Source organism: Pedobacter sp. MC2016-05 (genome assembly GCF_026239735.1).
Classification (GTDB): domain Bacteria; phylum Bacteroidota; class Bacteroidia; order Sphingobacteriales; family Sphingobacteriaceae; genus Pedobacter.
The window spans coordinates 184,219-201,650 of the sequence record NZ_JAPIVT010000001.1 but is presented as its reverse complement, the minus strand read 5'-3'; the positions used below and the strand labels follow the sequence as shown (position 1 = coordinate 201,650).

Annotated in this window: 18 protein-coding genes; 10 read left to right on the top strand and 8 right to left on the bottom strand. The window is 38.4% G+C overall.

Annotated elements, in window-relative coordinates:
• Nucleotides 1-134: 134 nt before the first annotated feature.
• Entirely contained in the window at nt 135-656 is a 522-nt protein-coding gene (locus tag OQZ33_RS00880) for a 5' nucleotidase, NT5C type (RefSeq protein WP_265797165.1), read from the bottom strand.
• Between the two features lie 143 nt (nt 657-799).
• Here OQZ33_RS00880 and OQZ33_RS00875 point away from each other — a divergent pair, with 143 nt between their 5' ends.
• From OQZ33_RS00875 to OQZ33_RS00850, 6 genes are all read left to right on the top strand, one after another.
• Nucleotides 800-1,354, top strand: coding sequence for a 30S ribosomal protein S16 (locus OQZ33_RS00875; RefSeq protein ID WP_265797164.1), 555 nt, complete (start codon nt 800-802; stop codon nt 1,352-1,354).
• A gap of 207 nt (nt 1,355-1,561) precedes the next feature.
• Nucleotides 1,562-2,089 (top strand): ribosome maturation factor RimM, encoded by a 528-nt coding sequence (gene rimM, locus OQZ33_RS00870; RefSeq protein ID WP_265797163.1) that lies wholly within the window; start codon nt 1,562-1,564, stop codon nt 2,087-2,089.
• Nucleotides 2,090-2,131: 42 nt separating this feature from the next.
• Nucleotides 2,132-2,746 (top strand): hypothetical protein, encoded by a 615-nt coding sequence (locus OQZ33_RS00865; protein WP_265797162.1) that lies wholly within the window; start codon nt 2,132-2,134, stop codon nt 2,744-2,746.
• Nucleotides 2,747-2,921: 175 nt separating this feature from the next.
• A complete protein-coding gene (gene trmD / locus OQZ33_RS00860) occupies nt 2,922-3,596 on the top strand; it encodes a tRNA (guanosine(37)-N1)-methyltransferase TrmD (protein WP_056850557.1) in 675 nt (224 codons plus the stop codon).
• Between the two features lie 137 nt (nt 3,597-3,733).
• Nucleotides 3,734-4,081: a 50S ribosomal protein L19 gene (gene rplS, locus OQZ33_RS00855; RefSeq protein ID WP_056850556.1), complete on the top strand. Its 348-nt coding sequence runs from the start codon at nt 3,734-3,736 to the stop codon at nt 4,079-4,081.
• A gap of 72 nt (nt 4,082-4,153) precedes the next feature.
• Complete coding sequence (locus OQZ33_RS00850; protein WP_265797161.1) at nt 4,154-5,326, top strand: mechanosensitive ion channel family protein; 1,173 nt, start codon at nt 4,154-4,156, stop codon at nt 5,324-5,326.
• Nucleotides 5,327-5,413: 87 nt separating this feature from the next.
• Here OQZ33_RS00850 and OQZ33_RS00845 read toward each other — a convergent pair whose 3' ends face one another.
• The 3 genes from OQZ33_RS00845 to OQZ33_RS00835 all read right to left on the bottom strand — a co-directional run bounded on the left by OQZ33_RS00845 (nt 5,414) and on the right by OQZ33_RS00835 (nt 8,946).
• Nucleotides 5,414-6,073: a phosphatidylserine decarboxylase family protein gene (locus tag OQZ33_RS00845; protein WP_265797160.1), complete on the bottom strand. Its 660-nt coding sequence runs from the start codon at nt 6,071-6,073 to the stop codon at nt 5,414-5,416.
• A gap of 54 nt (nt 6,074-6,127) precedes the next feature.
• The gene (gene hpt, locus OQZ33_RS00840; RefSeq protein ID WP_265797159.1) at nt 6,128-6,670 is read right to left on the bottom strand and encodes a hypoxanthine phosphoribosyltransferase; all 543 of its coding nucleotides are present in this window, start codon (nt 6,668-6,670) and stop codon (nt 6,128-6,130) included.
• A gap of 128 nt (nt 6,671-6,798) precedes the next feature.
• Nucleotides 6,799-8,946: a transglycosylase domain-containing protein gene (locus OQZ33_RS00835; protein WP_265797158.1), complete on the bottom strand. Its 2,148-nt coding sequence runs from the start codon at nt 8,944-8,946 to the stop codon at nt 6,799-6,801.
• Nucleotides 8,947-9,077: 131 nt separating this feature from the next.
• Here OQZ33_RS00835 and OQZ33_RS00830 point away from each other — a divergent pair, with 131 nt between their 5' ends.
• The 3 genes from OQZ33_RS00830 to OQZ33_RS00820 are packed head-to-tail and all read left to right on the top strand — an operon-like array spanning nt 9,078 to nt 11,125.
• A complete protein-coding gene (locus OQZ33_RS00830) occupies nt 9,078-10,154 on the top strand; it encodes an Mrp/NBP35 family ATP-binding protein (RefSeq protein ID WP_265797157.1) in 1,077 nt (358 codons plus the stop codon).
• Between the two features lie 34 nt (nt 10,155-10,188).
• The gene (locus tag OQZ33_RS00825) at nt 10,189-10,434 is read left to right on the top strand and encodes a NifU family protein (RefSeq protein ID WP_056850550.1); all 246 of its coding nucleotides are present in this window, start codon (nt 10,189-10,191) and stop codon (nt 10,432-10,434) included.
• 52 nt (nt 10,435-10,486) lie between these two features.
• Nucleotides 10,487-11,125 (top strand): hypothetical protein, encoded by a 639-nt coding sequence (locus OQZ33_RS00820; RefSeq protein ID WP_265797156.1) that lies wholly within the window; start codon nt 10,487-10,489, stop codon nt 11,123-11,125.
• A gap of 102 nt (nt 11,126-11,227) precedes the next feature.
• On the opposite strand, the gene def is transcribed toward OQZ33_RS00820, so the two are convergent.
• The 4 genes from def to OQZ33_RS00800 form a co-directional block, all read right to left on the bottom strand.
• Nucleotides 11,228-11,788: a peptide deformylase gene (def, locus tag OQZ33_RS00815; RefSeq protein ID WP_265797155.1), complete on the bottom strand. Its 561-nt coding sequence runs from the start codon at nt 11,786-11,788 to the stop codon at nt 11,228-11,230.
• 157 nt (nt 11,789-11,945) lie between these two features.
• Nucleotides 11,946-13,178: a M16 family metallopeptidase gene (locus tag OQZ33_RS00810; protein WP_265797154.1), complete on the bottom strand. Its 1,233-nt coding sequence runs from the start codon at nt 13,176-13,178 to the stop codon at nt 11,946-11,948.
• A gap of 26 nt (nt 13,179-13,204) precedes the next feature.
• The gene (locus OQZ33_RS00805) at nt 13,205-13,657 is read right to left on the bottom strand and encodes a hypothetical protein (protein ID WP_265797153.1); all 453 of its coding nucleotides are present in this window, start codon (nt 13,655-13,657) and stop codon (nt 13,205-13,207) included.
• A gap of 103 nt (nt 13,658-13,760) precedes the next feature.
• Nucleotides 13,761-15,839, bottom strand: coding sequence for a S9 family peptidase (locus OQZ33_RS00800; protein WP_265797152.1), 2,079 nt, complete (start codon nt 15,837-15,839; stop codon nt 13,761-13,763).
• 418 nt (nt 15,840-16,257) lie between these two features.
• On the opposite strand from OQZ33_RS00800, the gene proB reads away from it, so the two are divergent.
• Entirely contained in the window at nt 16,258-17,337 is a 1,080-nt protein-coding gene (proB, locus tag OQZ33_RS00795) for a glutamate 5-kinase (RefSeq protein ID WP_265797151.1), read from the top strand.
• Nucleotides 17,338-17,432: the final 95 nt, after the last annotated feature.

The window sequence follows — 17,432 nt, the reverse complement described above, 5'->3', positions numbered from 1 at the left end:
TCTTATATTTTTCTTATATGGTTTTTCAGCTTTCTTCATTTCGAACGCGGTGGAGAAATCTTTGGACAGAGAATGAATAAAGGTCTCTCCGCTTCGCTGTGCTATTGTCGTGATGACCGTTTAACTTTCAAATATTAAAGTAATAAGCCCGCAACTTCTTCCCAGGTATTTACGCGTTCATATTCGGTAACTAATAAATTATGTGGAGAGGTAAATAACAACGGCCTGCCAGGAAAATTCACAAAATTTTTAATCCTATCGTCAATCATAATATCGGTACTCACAATTTTTTGTCCGCAGAAAATAATATGTTGCCAGTCGATAAAAGGGAAATGATCCGTGAGCCAATCGTATTTATCTTTTAAGCAATTTGGAAATTCCATTGCGGCAGAAACAATAAATACATCGTACTTTTCCTGCAGCGCTTTAAGTACCCTTTGGCTGTCTGGAATAACTTCCAGGTCGCGGAAAAAACCCGGTTCGTTGATGTATTCAAACCATTTTCGTTCCACATCTTTCGGCACATGGTGGTAAATCTCATTGCCGGCATCAATTTTTAAATCCAATGGAACATTATAATCGCGGTTGTAAAGTTGAATAAATTTCTTAATTGGATCGGCAATTACCTCATCCATATCAATGGCAATCCTTTTCATGTTGTATCTGCAAATATTTTTGCCCAAATGTCCTGAAAATAAACTAATTAAACTATGTTTTTAATTTGCGGAATTTTTTTATCTTTGCAGCCCCGCAGCATGTAGCTCCGGGAACTATGTTGAATACATAAATACGAAAAGAAATGGCAACTAAAATCAGATTGCAAAGATTCGGTAAAAAAGGAAAACCTTTTTTCCACGTTGTGGTAGCAGATTCTCGCTCTCCACGTGATGGTAAATTTATTGAGCGTTTAGGTTCATACAACCCAAACACCAACCCTGCTACTATCGAAATTAACTTCGAAAAAACTTTAGCTTGGGTTAACAGTGGTGCACAACCAACTGATACAGCTCGTGCTATTCTATCTTACAAAGGCGTTTTATACAAAAAACACTTAGAAGGTGGTGTTAAAAAAGGTGCTTTAACACAAGAACAAGCTGACGAAAAATTCGCTGCTTGGGTTGATGCTAAAGCTGGTAAAATCTCTGGTAAAACAGAAGGTTTAGCTACTTCTAAAGCAGATGTGCGTAAAGCAGCATTAGCGGCAGAAGCTAAGAAAAAAGAAGACAGAGCAGCAGCAATCGCAGCTAAAAATGCACCAGTTGCAGAAGAAGTTGTTGAAGAAGAAACTCCAGCTGCTGAGGCAACTGAAGAAGCTCCTGCAGCAGAAGCTACTAAAGAAGAAGGAGCAGAATAATTGTAATTGTTTTGTTCAAAGAAATAGCGTTTCGAGTTTCGGAACGCTATTTTTATATAAGCGATTTTCTATTCGATATCGTCATTGCGAGAAACGAAGCAATCTCATTTTGGATGATTGTGTGACTGAGATTGCCGGCTTGCAGTAGGCGGTTTTCCTCTGATGAGAACAGGGTCTCAATGACGATTATAAATTAGGTTTGTGGTTATGAAACACGAAGAAGCATTTTACGTAGGTTACGTTACAAAAACAAGGGGTTTAAAAGGTGAAGTTCAAATCTTTTTTGAATTTGATGAATACGAGCAGCTCGCATTTGATGTGATGTTTGCAGATATGAATGGAAAGCTCGTGCCCTACTTCGTGGCCGATGCGAAGCTTCAGGCAAATAAAACGGGTTACTTTAATTTCGATGACGTTGATCATATCGATAAGGCGCAACCATTGTTAAAGAAAAAGCTCTATCTGCCATTAAACCTAATGCCAGAACGTGACGAGAACGAATTCTTCTATACAGACCTTAAGGGTTTTACCGCAGTTGACAAAAGCCTTGGCGAACTTGGTGAAATTCTCGAGGTAAATGAATACCCACAACAATTTATTGCCACCGTTTTATACCAGCAAACTGAAATTCTTTTTCCGCTCAATGAAGATTTCATTGTGGAGATAGATGATGAGGAAAAGATTTTGACCCTGGATTTGCCGGAAGGCTTACTTGATATTTATCTGGAGAATTAATATCTCTCAGATAAACCTTTTTCGTGTATTTTCCGTTTAACAATGATGAAAGGTTTATTCATTTTTTTTTTGATGCTGCTAATTTTCGCAAGCTGTAATCAAACCAAAAAGCCTGAAAATAAGTCAGCAGGAGCTGAAGTTATCACGCAAAAATCCCAGCAGGATTCTATTAATGCTGTTGCTGTTAAAGCGCTTAAAGCTTTAAAAGAAAAGAACTACCAAGCATTTGCGTATTGCTTTCACCCCATTGATGGCGTTCGTTTTTCTCCCTATGGGTTCATCGATCCTACACACAAACATGTTTTAGCCAAAGATTTTTTGGAAGCCATCGATAAAAACTGGACGCTCACCTGGGGTCACTTTGATGGTAGTGGCGAGGCAATAAAGATGAAGGTTAAGCCCTATATCGAAAGGTTTGTTTACAATGAAGACTATTTAAATGCAGATCGGAAAAGCTACGATGAGTTTATCGGACAGGGCAATACGATCAACAATTTAAAGGAAAGTTATCCGCAGCTCCATTTTACTGAATACTATTTTAAAGGAAATGGCGAAAAATATAAAGGGCTTGATTGGAATAGCCTTCGTTTCGTTTTCAAAAAGCACGAGCAAGCCTATTATCTGGTAGCAGTAATTCACGATCAATGGACGATTTGATTCCTCTTTCTCCAAAATATCAACTGGATTAGTTTTATGGAATAGCGGATTAGTAAATTACGATTAGCAGAATTTTTATAGAAAATGGTGATTATGATACTGGCGATGTGTTTTTGTTAAGCCATGACAACACAACGCTTATCGCCAAACGCCAAACTATTCTTACCTTTGCTCCATGCGTTTTGATATTATAACGGTTCTTCCGGCTTTGTTAGAAAGCCCTTTTGCACATTCCATTTTGCAGCGTGCTCAAAAAAAAGGTATTGCGGAAATTGTGGTTCATAATCTTCGTGATTATGCGACTAACAAACAAAAGAGTGTAGATGACTATCAATACGGCGGAGGAAGCGGGATGGTAATGAGTATTGAGCCCTTTGCGGCCTGTATCGAAAAGCTTCAAGCAGAAAGGGAATATGACGAGATCATTTTCATGAGTCCGGATGGGGTTACGCTAAACCAAAGCACAGCCAATGAGCTTTCCATTAAAAAGAACATCATTATTCTCTGTGGCCACTATAAGGGAATAGATCAACGTATTCGCGATATTTTTGTTACCCGTGAGATCTCCGTAGGCGATTATGTGTTAAGTGGCGGAGAATTGCCTGCGGCGATTGTAGTTGATGCCGTGGTGCGGTTAATTCCCGGTGTTTTGAATGATGAAACTTCTGCCCTTTCTGATAGCTTTCAGGGAGAGCTGCTGGATGCACCTGTTTACACCCGGCCGGCTGATTGGAGAGGCCATAAAGTGCCTGATGTTTTATTGAGTGGACATGAAGCAAAAGTGAATGAATGGAGGCATGAACAGGCATTGGAGCGTACTAAAACCCGCCGGCCTGATCTTTTGGAATAGAAGCATTTAACACGCAACAATGTGGATTTCTAAAAGATTGTGGAAAAAATAAAATTAGTTTTTATAATTGGAAAAAAATCCCTAATATTGCAATCCGAATTTCACGGGTTGAAATATCGATTTAATAGCTTAAAATCATGGATTTAGTAAAATTTGTTGAAGAGCAGGCCATCGCGAAAAAAGATTTTCCTGCGTTCAAGTCTGGCGATACAGTGAGCGTACACTATAAAATTCGCGAAGGTAATAAAGAACGTATTCAAATTTACCAAGGTGTTGTAATTCAACGCAACAGTGCAGGTGCTAACGAAACTTTCACAGTTCGTAAAATTAGTAACAGTATTGGTGTTGAGCGTATTTTCCCTGTTAATTCTCCAAACATCGAGAAGATAGAGGTAAATAGCTATGGTAAAGTTCGTAGAGCGAAATTATTCTACTTACGTGCTTTAACTGGTAAAGCTGCTCGTATCAAATCTTTGAGAAAATAATATTCTTTATTATAAGATATAGCCTTCACGATTAATTTCGTGGAGGTTTTTTTGTTTATACCTTTATTTATTATGTTAGATTCTGCATTTTTCGAACAGGTTTTTTGGGGCAACACCGTAAAAGCCTATTGCCTTTTCGGGGGAATACTTTTGTTCGGTTTGATTTTCAAGCGCATATTTTCCAAACTGTTGAGCAAACTTTTGTTTAGATTGTTCAGAAGTTTCTCTCAACAATCGCATGATGCAGCTTTTGTTTCCCTGCTGGTGAAGCCGATCGAAACCTTCATCCTGCTCGCTACACTGTATCTGTCCATAAATCAGCTTAAACACCCACTAGAGCTGGCCATTTTCCATTACAGCAAATTGGTGGGCAAAACGAAAGAAGCCATTCCAGTAAGCATAGGCGATTGTATAGACAGAATTTTTCTTTTCATGATTATCCTGTCAGTCTTCTGGATCATCTTGAGGATTATCGATTTCATCAGTCATGTTTTATTATTTAAAGCCTCACTAACCCATAATAAATCGGATGATCAACTGGTTCCGTTTCTTAAGGAACTTTTTAAAACGTTGGTGATTTTTATAGGCTTTTTTACTTTGCTGGGCTTTGTTTTCGAGGTGAATGTATTAACGCTGATTACGGGTTTAGGTATCGGTGGTATTGCTATTGCACTGGCTGCTAAGGAAAGTTTGGAAAATTTGATTGGTTCTTTTACCATCTTTTTAGATAAGCCTTTTGTGGTTGGCGATTTGGTTAAGGTTGATGGTGTTGAAGGTACTGTAGAGAGAGTGGGCTTCAGAAGCACCAGAATACGTACGGCCGAAAAAACGATGGCCACTATACCTAACCGCGGTATGATTGATGGGGTATTGGAAAACCTTTCGTTACGTGATTCGAGAAAGGTGAATTTTATAATTGGATTAACATACGAAACAACGGCAGAATCTGTTAAGAATATTATATCAGAAATCAAGGCATATATCAACCAAAGGCCAGGAACGGTTGATGTACATGCATCTTTTAAAAGCTTTGGTGATTCAGCTTTAAATATTGAAGTTAATTATTTCATTACCAACCTTGATTTCAATGAATTTTTAAGAATCAGGCAGGAAATAAATCTTGAAATTATGGATATCGTCATGCGAAATAAATCTGGTTTTGCCTATCCAACGCAACGCTTAATTAGCGACAGACCGATTAATAATGATCATGAAAAGGAAGTTGGAAATGATGCAACTGACTAAAGGCTGAAATCCAATTAAAATATCTGGTAAAAAGAAAAGCCGATTTGGAAAATCCCAAATCGGCTTTTTAATGCGGTATAATGGTGCTTAACTTAAAGTTGCCAGAGTAGTAATTCCTCCTTTTACAACCTGATTAAGCTCTACGTTTACTTTTGTTCCAACAGGTAAAAAAACGTCTACTCTTGAGCCGAATTTAATAAACCCGAATTGTTCGGTTTGTTTTACCTGATCTCCTTCTTTAACATACCATACAATTCTACGGGCTAAAGCACCTGCAATTTGGCGGAACAATACAGGGGTTCCATTTGCATGTTCAACTACAGTGGTGGTACGCTCATTTTCGGTAGATGATTTCGGATTCCACGCTGCTAAATATTTTCCAGGGTGATATTTGAAAAATTTAACTACACCAGAAATTGGATTACGGTTGATGTGAACGTTTACCGGCGACATAAATATAGAAACCTGTAAGCGCTTGTCTTTAAAATATTCACCTTCTTCTGTTTCTTCAATTACAACTACTTTACCATCTGCTGGGCAAATTACCATGTCTTCTCCAGCAGAAAAACTGCGGCTGGGATTACGGAAAAACTGTAGTACAATGATGAATAACGAGGCCGAGAAGATATAAATGAACCAACGCAACCAGGTCATGTCGTAATATCTATAATCCACAACAGCGTTGATCAAGAAAATAAGTAAAATAGTTATTGCTATGGTGGTATAGCCTTCTTTGTGTATGGTCATTCCGTTAAAATTATTGCACAAAGGTGCGAAAAATAAATTAATCAGTCCGAAAAATTATCCTTCAGTCGCCCTGTAAATATCGTTTAAGTTTCTGCCCAGGCCATTGTAATCTAAGCCATAGCCAACCACAAATTCATTTGGTATTTCAAAGCCAACGTAGGCTAACTCTTCCACATCGTATTGCAAAGCGCTGGGTTTTACCAGGAGCGAACTAACTCTAACCGAAGCCGGATTTTTCTCTTTTAACGTTTTAATGATGTGGTTAATGGTTAATCCGGTATCAACAATGTCTTCTACAATGATGATGTCTCTGCCTTCTATATCATCAGGTAAGCCGATAAGTTCTTTAACTTTTCCACTACTTGAAGTTCCTTCGTACGAAGCCACACGCATGAATGCGACTTCACAAGGCACATCAATCTCTTTGATCAGATCAGCCATAAAAAGAAAACTTCCATTCAGTACGCCAATAAAAAGTGGACATTTTCCTTCATAATCCAAATTAATCTGGATGCCCAGCAGACGAATCCTTTTATTCAGGTTGTCGTTCTCTAAAAAAATCTCGAATTCTTTATCGTCTACCTTTATTTTGTGCATTTATATTGTTTGTTGAAATGTTGAGATGTTGGATTTTTTTTAATGTTGAGTGTTTGATAGGCTTCGATATACAATTATTGTTTCTTAAGAGATAAAACCTGAATTGTAAATCTCAAACTGACGACTGACTACCCGCCTTCTTCCTGCTCCTTTTCCCTTCGCCGTTGTTCTCTTCGCTCTTGTCTAAGCTGTTTTTTAGTTTTTGTAGTATCGGAAGGTTTAGCGGTTACGGTATCTTTTTTGTTTCCGCCTCCAAAAATCCTGTCGAATAAATTTTTGTTTTTGTCCTGCATAATTACAGGCGGCATTCCCTCTTCGTCATCTTCAAAAGCACTGGTGTCAATTTCTACAGTGTCTGGTGCCAGATAACGGCGTAAACCTTCACGCAAACGAACATTATAAAAACCATAACCCGACGTATCTCCGGGAGTTAAACCTCTTCTCGCCATAATGTTTCCCATAAACCTGAAGTAGTTGAACATATAAGGTTTTAAACTTCCATCGGCCATAAACTTGTACATTGATGCTTTAGGTTTTGGAACAATACTGGCCAGGAACAAACCATCACCAATGGTTAAATCTGCTGGCTGCTTTCCGAAATAATACCTCGAAGCTTCGCCTATGCCATAGATGTTTTGACCAAGCTCCATAATATTAAAATATACCTCCAGCATTCGCTGTTTGCTCACTAAACGATTGTGTTCAATGAGCCAGACAATTAATATTTCTTCCGCTTTGCGGGCTAAAGTTTTCTGGCGACTTAGGTAGATATTTTTAACCAGCTGCATACTGATCGTGCTGCCGCCCCGTTTAAACTTCTTCTCCTTGTAATTTACTGCTATCGATTTTCTAATTGATTCTTCCACAAAACCATTGTGGGTATAAAATGATGGATCTTCGGCAGTTAAAACCGCGTTGATGAAATTCTTAGAAATTGCGCTTAAAGGAGTAAAATTTGGGTTTGATGGGCCAATGGTGATATCTCGCATCGGTTTTCCATACTCATATGGCGTATAGATAAATGGAGCATTAATTTTTTGAAGGTTGGTTTTTCCCCATTTTAATATCTTGAAATTTACTGGAGTTAAGGTAGAGCTGAATTTTACACTGTCTGGCACTTTGGTATCCAGATAGAAATTAAGATTATATTTTACTTTTCCTTCCACTTTCAAACCATCTAACGATTCAAATAAACCTTGCGGAAAACCATCTAAAATCGCCTGTGCATCTTGTTCTTCGGCATTTATTTTAAGCTCGTAAATTTTGTTTGTACCCAGCGTGTATTTAACGTATGGATGAATTTGGGCATTTTTAAGATAAGCAGTGGATGAACTGTCCAAAGCAACAAAATTTGGTCCAACTAAAACATCGGCATCAAGTTTTGCACTTTGAACAATAATGTCATTACTCGCTATCCTTGCCTGGTTAAGCAACATATTTTTGACCGACCATGCACCCGATATTTTGTAATTATCGCCACTGTATCCTGCATCTTTAAGCTCGGTTTCAAGCGTATCGAAACTTACTTTTGCATGGAGCTTATTATTTAAATAAGGCAATTCCAGTTTTTTTCCATCAGCATAAGCTATAAACTTTAAGCGCTTACTACCTGGGTTTACAAGTCCGTCGACGTGCCAGGTAGATTCACCTTCATTTACATTAATAGTAGATTTTAAATCGCCGTCATCTATTGTCGCTGTGGTAGCAAAACTCAATTTTGCCGTATCGTGGTCATTGAACTTGAAAACCATATTTTTCATGTCCATATCATCAGGAATTTTATACAAAACCTGATTCAATAAATTATTGGCAATTTCGGGTAAGTTGGCCTTCCCTTTATTCTCGGTACTGTCTTTTTTCTTTCTTTTGAGGATGAAATCGATATTGCTGGTCGAATCTTTGAATACCACATTTACAAAACCATCGCTTAGTTCTACTTCAGCAAGCTTAACGTTTCCAAAAATCAATGGAAATAACTTTACGCCAACACTCAATTCACCGATATTGGAAAGCGTGTCTCTATCTTTCGGAACCACCGAAATGTTGGTCATTTTTACGGTGCTCATCCCTGCAAAGCCTGCAGATCCGATTTTCACCTCTAAACCATAATCTTTATGGGCTTTTGCAATGGCTTTGGCCACCATTTTTTTCAGAAGCGCCTCCCTTTTACTATAAGCGTAAGCACCGATAGCAAGGAAAGCAATTAAAAAAACACCTAAAACCCACGCTCCAATTTTTAAATATTTTTTAGGGATTTTAATTTTCGGTATGCGCATATAGTCGTTAAAATGGTTAATTGCTTAAACGTAACAATTAAATGTTTATTTCGTGTTAAAATTACAGTTTAATACCCTAAATAAAAGTATTTGTGGCTATGTTTTGTTAATTTTGAATCTAAATTAATACGATGCCGATTAGCCCGCAACAAGTTTTAGATGCTTTAAAAAATGTAGAGGATCCCGATCTTAAGAAAGATTTAGTGACCTTAAACATGATTAAGGATTTACAAATAGATAACAACCAGGTAAACTTTACATTAGAGCTTACTACGCCTGCTTGCCCGATGAAGGACATGCTGAAAAATGCCTGTACAAATGCAGTCAAGCACTTTGTATCTGCAGATGCTGAAGTAAATATCAATGTAACTTCCAGGGTAACTCAACCAACAAACTCATCTTCACTAGATAACATTAAGAACATCATTTTGGTTTCATCTGGAAAAGGTGGTGTTGGCAAATCTACCGTATCGAGTAATTTAGCTGTGACCTTGGCGAAGGATGGTGCAAAAGTGGGTTTAATAGATGCCGATATTTATGGGCCTTCTGTACCTACCATGTTTGATTTGGTTGATGCCAAACCCGGCGCAGAAGAAACCGCTGATGGGAAAACTAAAATTATCCCAATTGAAAAGTATGGGATAAAATTGTTATCGCTTGGCTTTTTTGCAGATCCTGGTCAGCCCGTGCCGTGGCGTGGGCCAATGGCTTCTAACGCGGTGAAGCAATTATTTAACGACACCAATTGGGGTGAGCTGGATTATCTAATTGTCGATCTTCCACCGGGCACAGGCGATATTCACATCACCATTACCCAAAGCTTCCCCATTTCTGGAGCCGTGGTGGTGACTACCCCGCAACAAGTAGCCTTGGCCGATACCCATAAAGGTTTGGCCATGTTCCGTATGCCTGGAATTAATATCCCGATTTTAGGTGTGGTAGAAAACATGTCGTACTTTACGCCAGCAGAATTGCCTGACAACAAATATTACATTTTTGGAAAAGGCGGGGGAACTATTTTAGCAGAGCGATTTGATGTTCCATTTTTGGGTGAAATTCCGATAATACAGAGCATTGCTGAGGCTGGAGACAATGGTAAGCCGGTAGCGCTAAACCAAAATCCGCTTTTGGATGTTATCTTTGGAGATATTGCAAGCAAGATTGCACAGCAGATATCCATTAATAATGCACAAATGGCTAATTGCTAAAAAATTACTATTTTTATATTTTAAAATACACATAATGAATTTAACAGAGCAAGTAGAACAGGCATTAGAAACTATCAGACCCTATTTGAAGGCTGATGGAGGGGATGTTTCTGTTGAAGAAATTACATCAGAAGGAATGGTAAAGCTTAAACTTTTAGGCAGCTGCGGTTCTTGTCCGATGAGTTTCATGACTATGAAATCGGGCATTGAACAGGCAATTATGAAAGCCGTACCTCAAATTACTTCAGTAGTGGCCGTTAACATGGCAGAGCAAGTTTAGCTTTAACAATATTTAACAAGGAAGTTTTATTTTTAAAATTACTTTTGTCTTAATGAGATATTGTATTGCCCTAATTTGCCTTCTTTTTTCTACCGCTGCTTTTTCACAAAAAAGATCAGTAGAAGAAAAACTTATACAATTTTCTGGGATCATTACTGATATCGATAGTACAAACGTAATTCCTTACGTTACCATCACCAATCTGTCTGCAAATGGTAAACGTGTAGCAGCCGATTACAGAGGTTATTTTACTTTTATTGTAAATCCGGGTGATACCATTCTTTTTACGGCCATAGGTTATAAAAAATTCTCAACAGTTATACCAACCGGAACACCCGACAGTAAATACACCATTATGGTTAAGCTGAAAGCCAATGTAATCGATTTGCCTTCGGTAAGGGTTTTCCCATGGGCTACTACAGAAGAGTTTACCCGGGAGTTCCTTTCAATGAAATTAGCGGATGATGATATGGCGATAGCGAAGAAAAATCTCTCCAGATCATCGATCAATGGCTTAATTCAAACGCTACCGCGTGATGGACAGGAAATTGGAAGCCAGAATTATCGTTATAATTTTGATAGGATGATTAACAAGAACATGGTGCAAACCAACCCTTTGTTAAATCCTTTTGCATGGGGTAAGCTGATGCAACAGATATTCGATGGGGATAAGAAGAGAAATGAGAATTGAGTCTTCAGTCCTGAGTCAGAAGTCTTGGATGCCTGAGTTAGCCATGGACACAAAAAAAGGGACAACGTTTCCGTTTTCCCTCCAAAATCTTCCCGTAAAAACCTATCGTTTTTTACTTTTATTCGGAAACTTCATTTTATAATCCGTTTTGATGTTTCCTTTTGAAATGGCATCTAACTTACTCTTTAGCATTGTTTTACGCAAAATGCTAACCTTATCGGTGAAGAGTTTACCCTCAATATGGTCGTACTCATGTTGAATTACCCGAGCAGGTAAGCCATCAACATCTTCAGTATGTTCTACCCAGTTTTCATCAAAATAATTCACTTTGATGTTGGGTTTGCGCATAATGTTTTCCCGAATATCCGGAATGCTTAAACAACCTTCATTAAAGCTCCAGGGTTCACCGGTTTCTTCTACAATTCGGGCATTGATAAATACTCTTTTATAGCCTGGCGTTCCATCTTCCTCTTCCCCGGTATCGACTATAAATAAACGAATGGGTAAGCCAATTTGCGGTGCCGCCAAACCAACGCCATTTGCAAAGTACATGGTATCAAACATGTTTGCAATCAACTCTTTTAATTCAGGGTAATTTTCATCAATATCGGTTCCCACTTTTTTTAAAACAGGATCTCCGTAAGCTACTATTGGTAATTTCATTGTGTAATATATTTTCTTGTCGGCCGTCATTGCGAGGCACGAAGCAATCTTAATGCACCATGCTTAATCGCGATAGTTTACTACTGCTTCGTGCCTCGCAATGACGAACTGCCAGGTCAACCACAAGCGTTGCGGTTAATTTCTACAAAAATAGCAATTATTCCAGTATCGGACTGAATGTAAAAATATTCAATTGCTCTGGTAGGAAAACCTCATCTACAATTTGAGCCATTTCTGTCGTGCTCACTTTATTAATTCTCTCAAAAACCTGCGCCAACGAATCGATTCTGTCATGATCAATCAGGCTTTTTGCCATTGAAATAATTAATCCGATCCTGTTCTCTTCACTTAAAGCAATCTGACCGATAAACTTATTTTTTGCTTTTTGTAACTGCAACTCATTCAAAGGGTGATCCTTTAACTTTTTCATCTCTTTAAAAATTAAAGTCAATGCCTTCGTGTGTTTTTCTTTATCCGTACCGAAATAGATCGAAAAAATTCCGGTATCGCTTAGCGGCGAAAAATTAGATTCGATGGTATAGGCAATGCCGTATTTTTCTCTGATTTGAAGATTCAACACCGAACTCATTCCGTTGCCCCCGAAATAATTATTCAGTAACATTAAACCTGCCTTATTTTTGTGGTGAGTGGAATACGTTTGCCCGCCGACAATACAATGCGATTGCATAATAGGCTTATAAATGTCGGTCGAAGTTGAATTTAAAACAGCAGGTTTTTTTCGGTTTAGCGAAGGGGAGTTTTCTTCTACATCACTAAAATGTTTTGTGCCCTTTTTTACTACGCTATTAAAACTGTAATCTCCCAAAACAGCTACTACAATTTCATTGGTTCGATAATTCGCTTTGCGGAAATTGATCACATCCTCACGGGTAAAATTGCTTACGCTTTCTACAGTGCCCAGGATGTTATTACCCAAAGCATTTCCAGCAAAAAGCATGTCTTCAAAATCATCATTAATGGCTTCTTCGGGTTGATCTAGATAAGAAGCAATTTCATCAAGGATTACGCTTTTTTCTTTGTCCATTTCTTCCTCAGGGAAAGTAGAATGGAAAATAATATCGTTAAAAAGGTCAAGGGTGCGATCTAAATAAGGATTTAAAAACGAAGCATGGATGCAGGTATATTCTTTTGTGGTATAGGCATTTAAATCTGCGCCCACACTCTCTAAACGGTTTAAGATCTGATTTGTACTACGTTTTTCCGTTCGCTTAAAAATTAAATGTTCGATAAAATGGGCCAAACCTGCTTTTCCTTCGGGCTCATCACGAGAACCGGTATTGATAATGATGCAGGCATGAGATATAGTAGACGCCGAGGGCACATGCAACAAGCGGATGCCGTTCGGTAAAGTATGAACATTGTATTCCATTGGCAGGCAAAGATACGGCTATTTGATTACAAAGCCTCGGTATCTGGATATTGCAATTGTAAAGCAGAAATCAATTTATCTCTAGTAGGATGCTTTAATGCCAGAAAAATAAAATTTGCAGCGGCGAACAAGAGGAAAAATGAATTGTGCGTAATGAAGAAGCCGACAACATTAAAAAGTGCCCCCCCTTCTAAAAGTGCAGCGCTAATGATAAAGGCACTTTGGTACAAATTGATTTTTGTTTCTGCTGTTTCCGTTTTATCAATTTTAACAATTAGGTTTTTAAAGAAAAAAATGCTCGCCGAAATTGTGATCAGCCCCATAATTGGAAAAATCGGGTTGAATGGTGCGGTAGTCGCCGGGTTGGCATCAAAAAACATGATTTCGCGATTTAAAAAAATAGTTACTAAAGCGAAAAGCAAAACGCCGCTGCATAAGGCAAGGTGAATAATTTGGAGTGTTTTTAGTTTGGTGTTCATTATGGATTTATAATATGTCGGATTAAATAGATTGTCATGTTGAGCTTGTCGAAACACGATAGGAATGTTCTTCGACAAGCTCAGAATGACAACGAAACTGAAATTATTTAGTTATACCCTCCAGCGCAAATAAAAATGTCCATCTCAAGGCTACATCTTTCAAGTAATCGAAACGACCTGATGCGCCTCCATGGCCAAATTCCATATTGGTTTTTAGCAACAGAACGTTTTTATCCGTTTTATTTGCCCGAAGCTTGGCTACCCATTTCGCAGGCTCAAAATATTGTACCTGGCTATCGTGTAAACCCGTGGTAACAAGCATATTCGGGTAGGCTTTTTTCTCTACGTTTTCATACGGCGAGTAGCTTTTCATGTAATCGTAAGCTTCCTTTTTCTTTGGATTTCCCCACTCATCAAACTCGTTTGTGGTTAATGGAATGCTTTCATCAAGCATGGTATTTACCACATCAACAAAAGGAACATCTGCAATAACACCATTCCATAAATCTGGAGCCAGGTTCACAACTGCCCCCATTAACAACCCACCAGCACTACCACCATTGGCATACAAATGCGCTTTCGATGTATAGTTTTGTTCTACCAGGTATTCTCCGGCAGCAATAAAATCAGTAAAAGTATTTTTCTTTTTCATCAATTTGCCATCCTCATACCATTGGCGCCCCATTTCCTGTCCGCCACGAATATTTGCAATGGCAAACGCGAAACCACGATCAAGCAAACTTAAACGCTGGGAAGAAAACGATGCCTCGGTACTTGAACCATAAGAGCCATAAGAATAAAGTAGCAATGGCGCTTTCCCGTTTTTATCAAAGCCTTTCTTGTATACGATGGCAATAGGAATTTTGGTTCCGTCTTTAGCCTTGGCAAACAAACGTTCGGTAACATAATTTTTCGGATCGTAGCCCCCCATAACTTCCTGTTGCTTCATTAACTTTTTGTTTTTTTTCTGCAAATCGTAATCATAAACAGAACTCGGCGTAGTTAAAGAAGTGTAGTTGTATCGAAGCGTTTTGCCAGTATACTCGGGGTTCGATCCAATGCCTGCCGCATAAACTGGCTCGTCAAATTTGATATAATAATCTTTGCCGTCTGTCTTCAAAACATGCATTTCGGTTAAACCATTTTTGCGTTCAGATAGCACTAAGAAATCCTTAAATTCATCACCATATTCCAACAAAACATCTTTCCGGTTTGGAATCACTTCTTTCCAGTTTTCTTTTTCGGTCTTATCTAAATCGCATTCCATCAAGCGAAAATTCTTTGCATTCCAGTTGGTAATGATGTAGAACTTATCATCAACAGGCAGAACGTCATATAAAACGTCTTTAGATCGTGGCGAGAAAATTTTAAATGCGGCCTCTGGATGATCAGCATCAATCATTCTAAATTCATTGGTGAGTGTTCCTGCAGATGAAATCATAATATACCGACCGTTTTTCGATTTGCCTACGCCGATATAATTGGTATTGTCTTTTTCATCATAAACCACCACATCATCCTTTGCATCCGTTCCAAGCACATGTTTTTTAATTTTTTCGCTCAGCAACGTAACCGCATTTTTCGAAGTATAAAACAATGTTTTATTATCATTAGCCCAGGCTACCCCACCTTCGGTATTTGCAATTGCATCCTTATAAATTTCTCCGGTTTCGAGGTTTTTAACCTGAATGGTGTATTGCCTACGCGAAACCTTATCTACCCCAAAAGCCAGCAGTTTATTATCTGGACTTACACTAAAACCAGTTGCGCTATAATATGAGTGTCCTTTTGCCAATGCATCAACATCCAGTAAAACCTCTTCTGCTGCGCTTAAACTTCCCTTTTTCCTGCAATATTTATAATACTGCTGACCATCTTCAGTCCGCGTATAGTAGAAATATCCATTCCTAAAAACCGGAACTGATTCGTCTTTTTCCTTGATCCTACCCTTCATTTCTTTAAACAAATCAGCCTGAAACTTTTCGGAACCCTTCATCATGGTTTCCAGGTAAGCATTCTCGGCCTTCAAATAATCAACAACCTTTGTACTGTCTGGTCCTTTTTTAAAATAATCAATCATCCAGTAGTAATTATCTACCACAGTATCGCCATGAATAACTCTTTTATGTGGAATAATCTCTGCAATAGGCGGTTTGGCATCAGGCCATTTTATAGGTTTCATTTCTATTTGTTTGGGATTGTTGCATGCTACAACTGTACTCAACATAAGCATGCCGGGTAAAATACGTTTCATCATTTTGGTTTGGTTCAGGTTGATGCAATTTAACGATTTTTTAGGTTAGATTTTGATCTGGAAAAGAACGGTCTGGTTTTTCATGGAGGAATGTAGTCCCGCCATCCGCTCTTTGGTTAGATTAATTAACCACAGATAAAAAGGACACACAGAGATAAAAGCAGTTTAAAAACCAAAATCTGTGTTTATCTGCGTGCATCTGTGGTTAAAATCCACCCAACTATTATCATTTTCGCAAAAATCTGACCTGATCTTAATATTCATTCCAATTAAAAAAAATAGATGTTAAATTGCCACATCAATTTTCTAGAATGCCCTCCCTCCTGGGGAGGGTTGGGAGGGACTAATGAAATTAGGGTACAAAAAAATTATTGTTAAAGTAGGTTCCAATGTCATCACGCAGGCGAATGGCTTACCTGATGAATCTCGAATTCAGCATTTGGTAAACCAATTGGCCGAGATAAAACAACAAGGGATCGAAGTTATTCTGGTTTCATCGGGTGCAGTGGCTTCCGGCAGAAGTTTAATTAAGGTTTCAGAAAAGCAAGACGCCGTTACTACTCGCCAACTTTTAGCGGCAATCGGCCAGGTAAAACTAATCAATACCTACGCTAATTTCTTCGGCCCGCATAAAATAAAATGCGCCCAGGTTTTAGTAACCAAAGAAGATTTTAGAGATAGGGCACATTACCTCAACATGAAAAACTGCCTGCAAATTTTGCTGCAAAATGAAGTAATTCCTGTTGTAAATGAGAACGATGTGGTTTCGGTTACCGAACTTATGTTTACTGATAATGATGAACTGGCAGGTTTAATTGCTTCAATGCTAAATGCCGATGCCTTGATTATTCTTTCGAATGTAAATGGAATTTATAATGGCGACCCGAAACTTGAAGGATCAGAAGTGATAGAAGAAATTTCTGGTTCTGTTTCAAATTTGGCTTCGTTTATTCAAACTGGCAAGTCGCAGTTTGGCCGGGGCGGAATGGTTACAAAATCGACCATGGCACAAAAAGTGGCGAAACTTGGTATTGCGGTTCACATTGCAAACGGAACAATGGATCATGTTTTAACAGGCCTACTTAACAATGAAGTTGTACATACCCGATTTGTGCCGGAGAAGACAAAATCAGGAAAGAAAAAATGGATTGCACATTCTGAAACTGCTGCAAAAGGAGTGGTTAAATTAAATGATGGCGCAAAAACTGTGTTAACCTCAGGCAAGGCTACAAGTTTGTTGCCCGTTGGGATTCTAGAGATACAAACCGATTTTTTAAAGGGTGACATTATTAAAATTATCGATGAACAAAATCAGCTCATTGGTTTAGGGATTGCAGAATACGGTTCGGATAAGGCGAAAGAAAGAATCGGACAGAAAAAACAAAAGCCGCTGGTGCATTACGATTACTTTTATTCAGCTATTTAAGCTGAAGGGTAATTTGATGCAATTACACAAAGCAAAGTTCTTTCTCTCTATAAAAATGTTGCATCCCTGGTGTTAAAACTAAAGCATGCAACAGT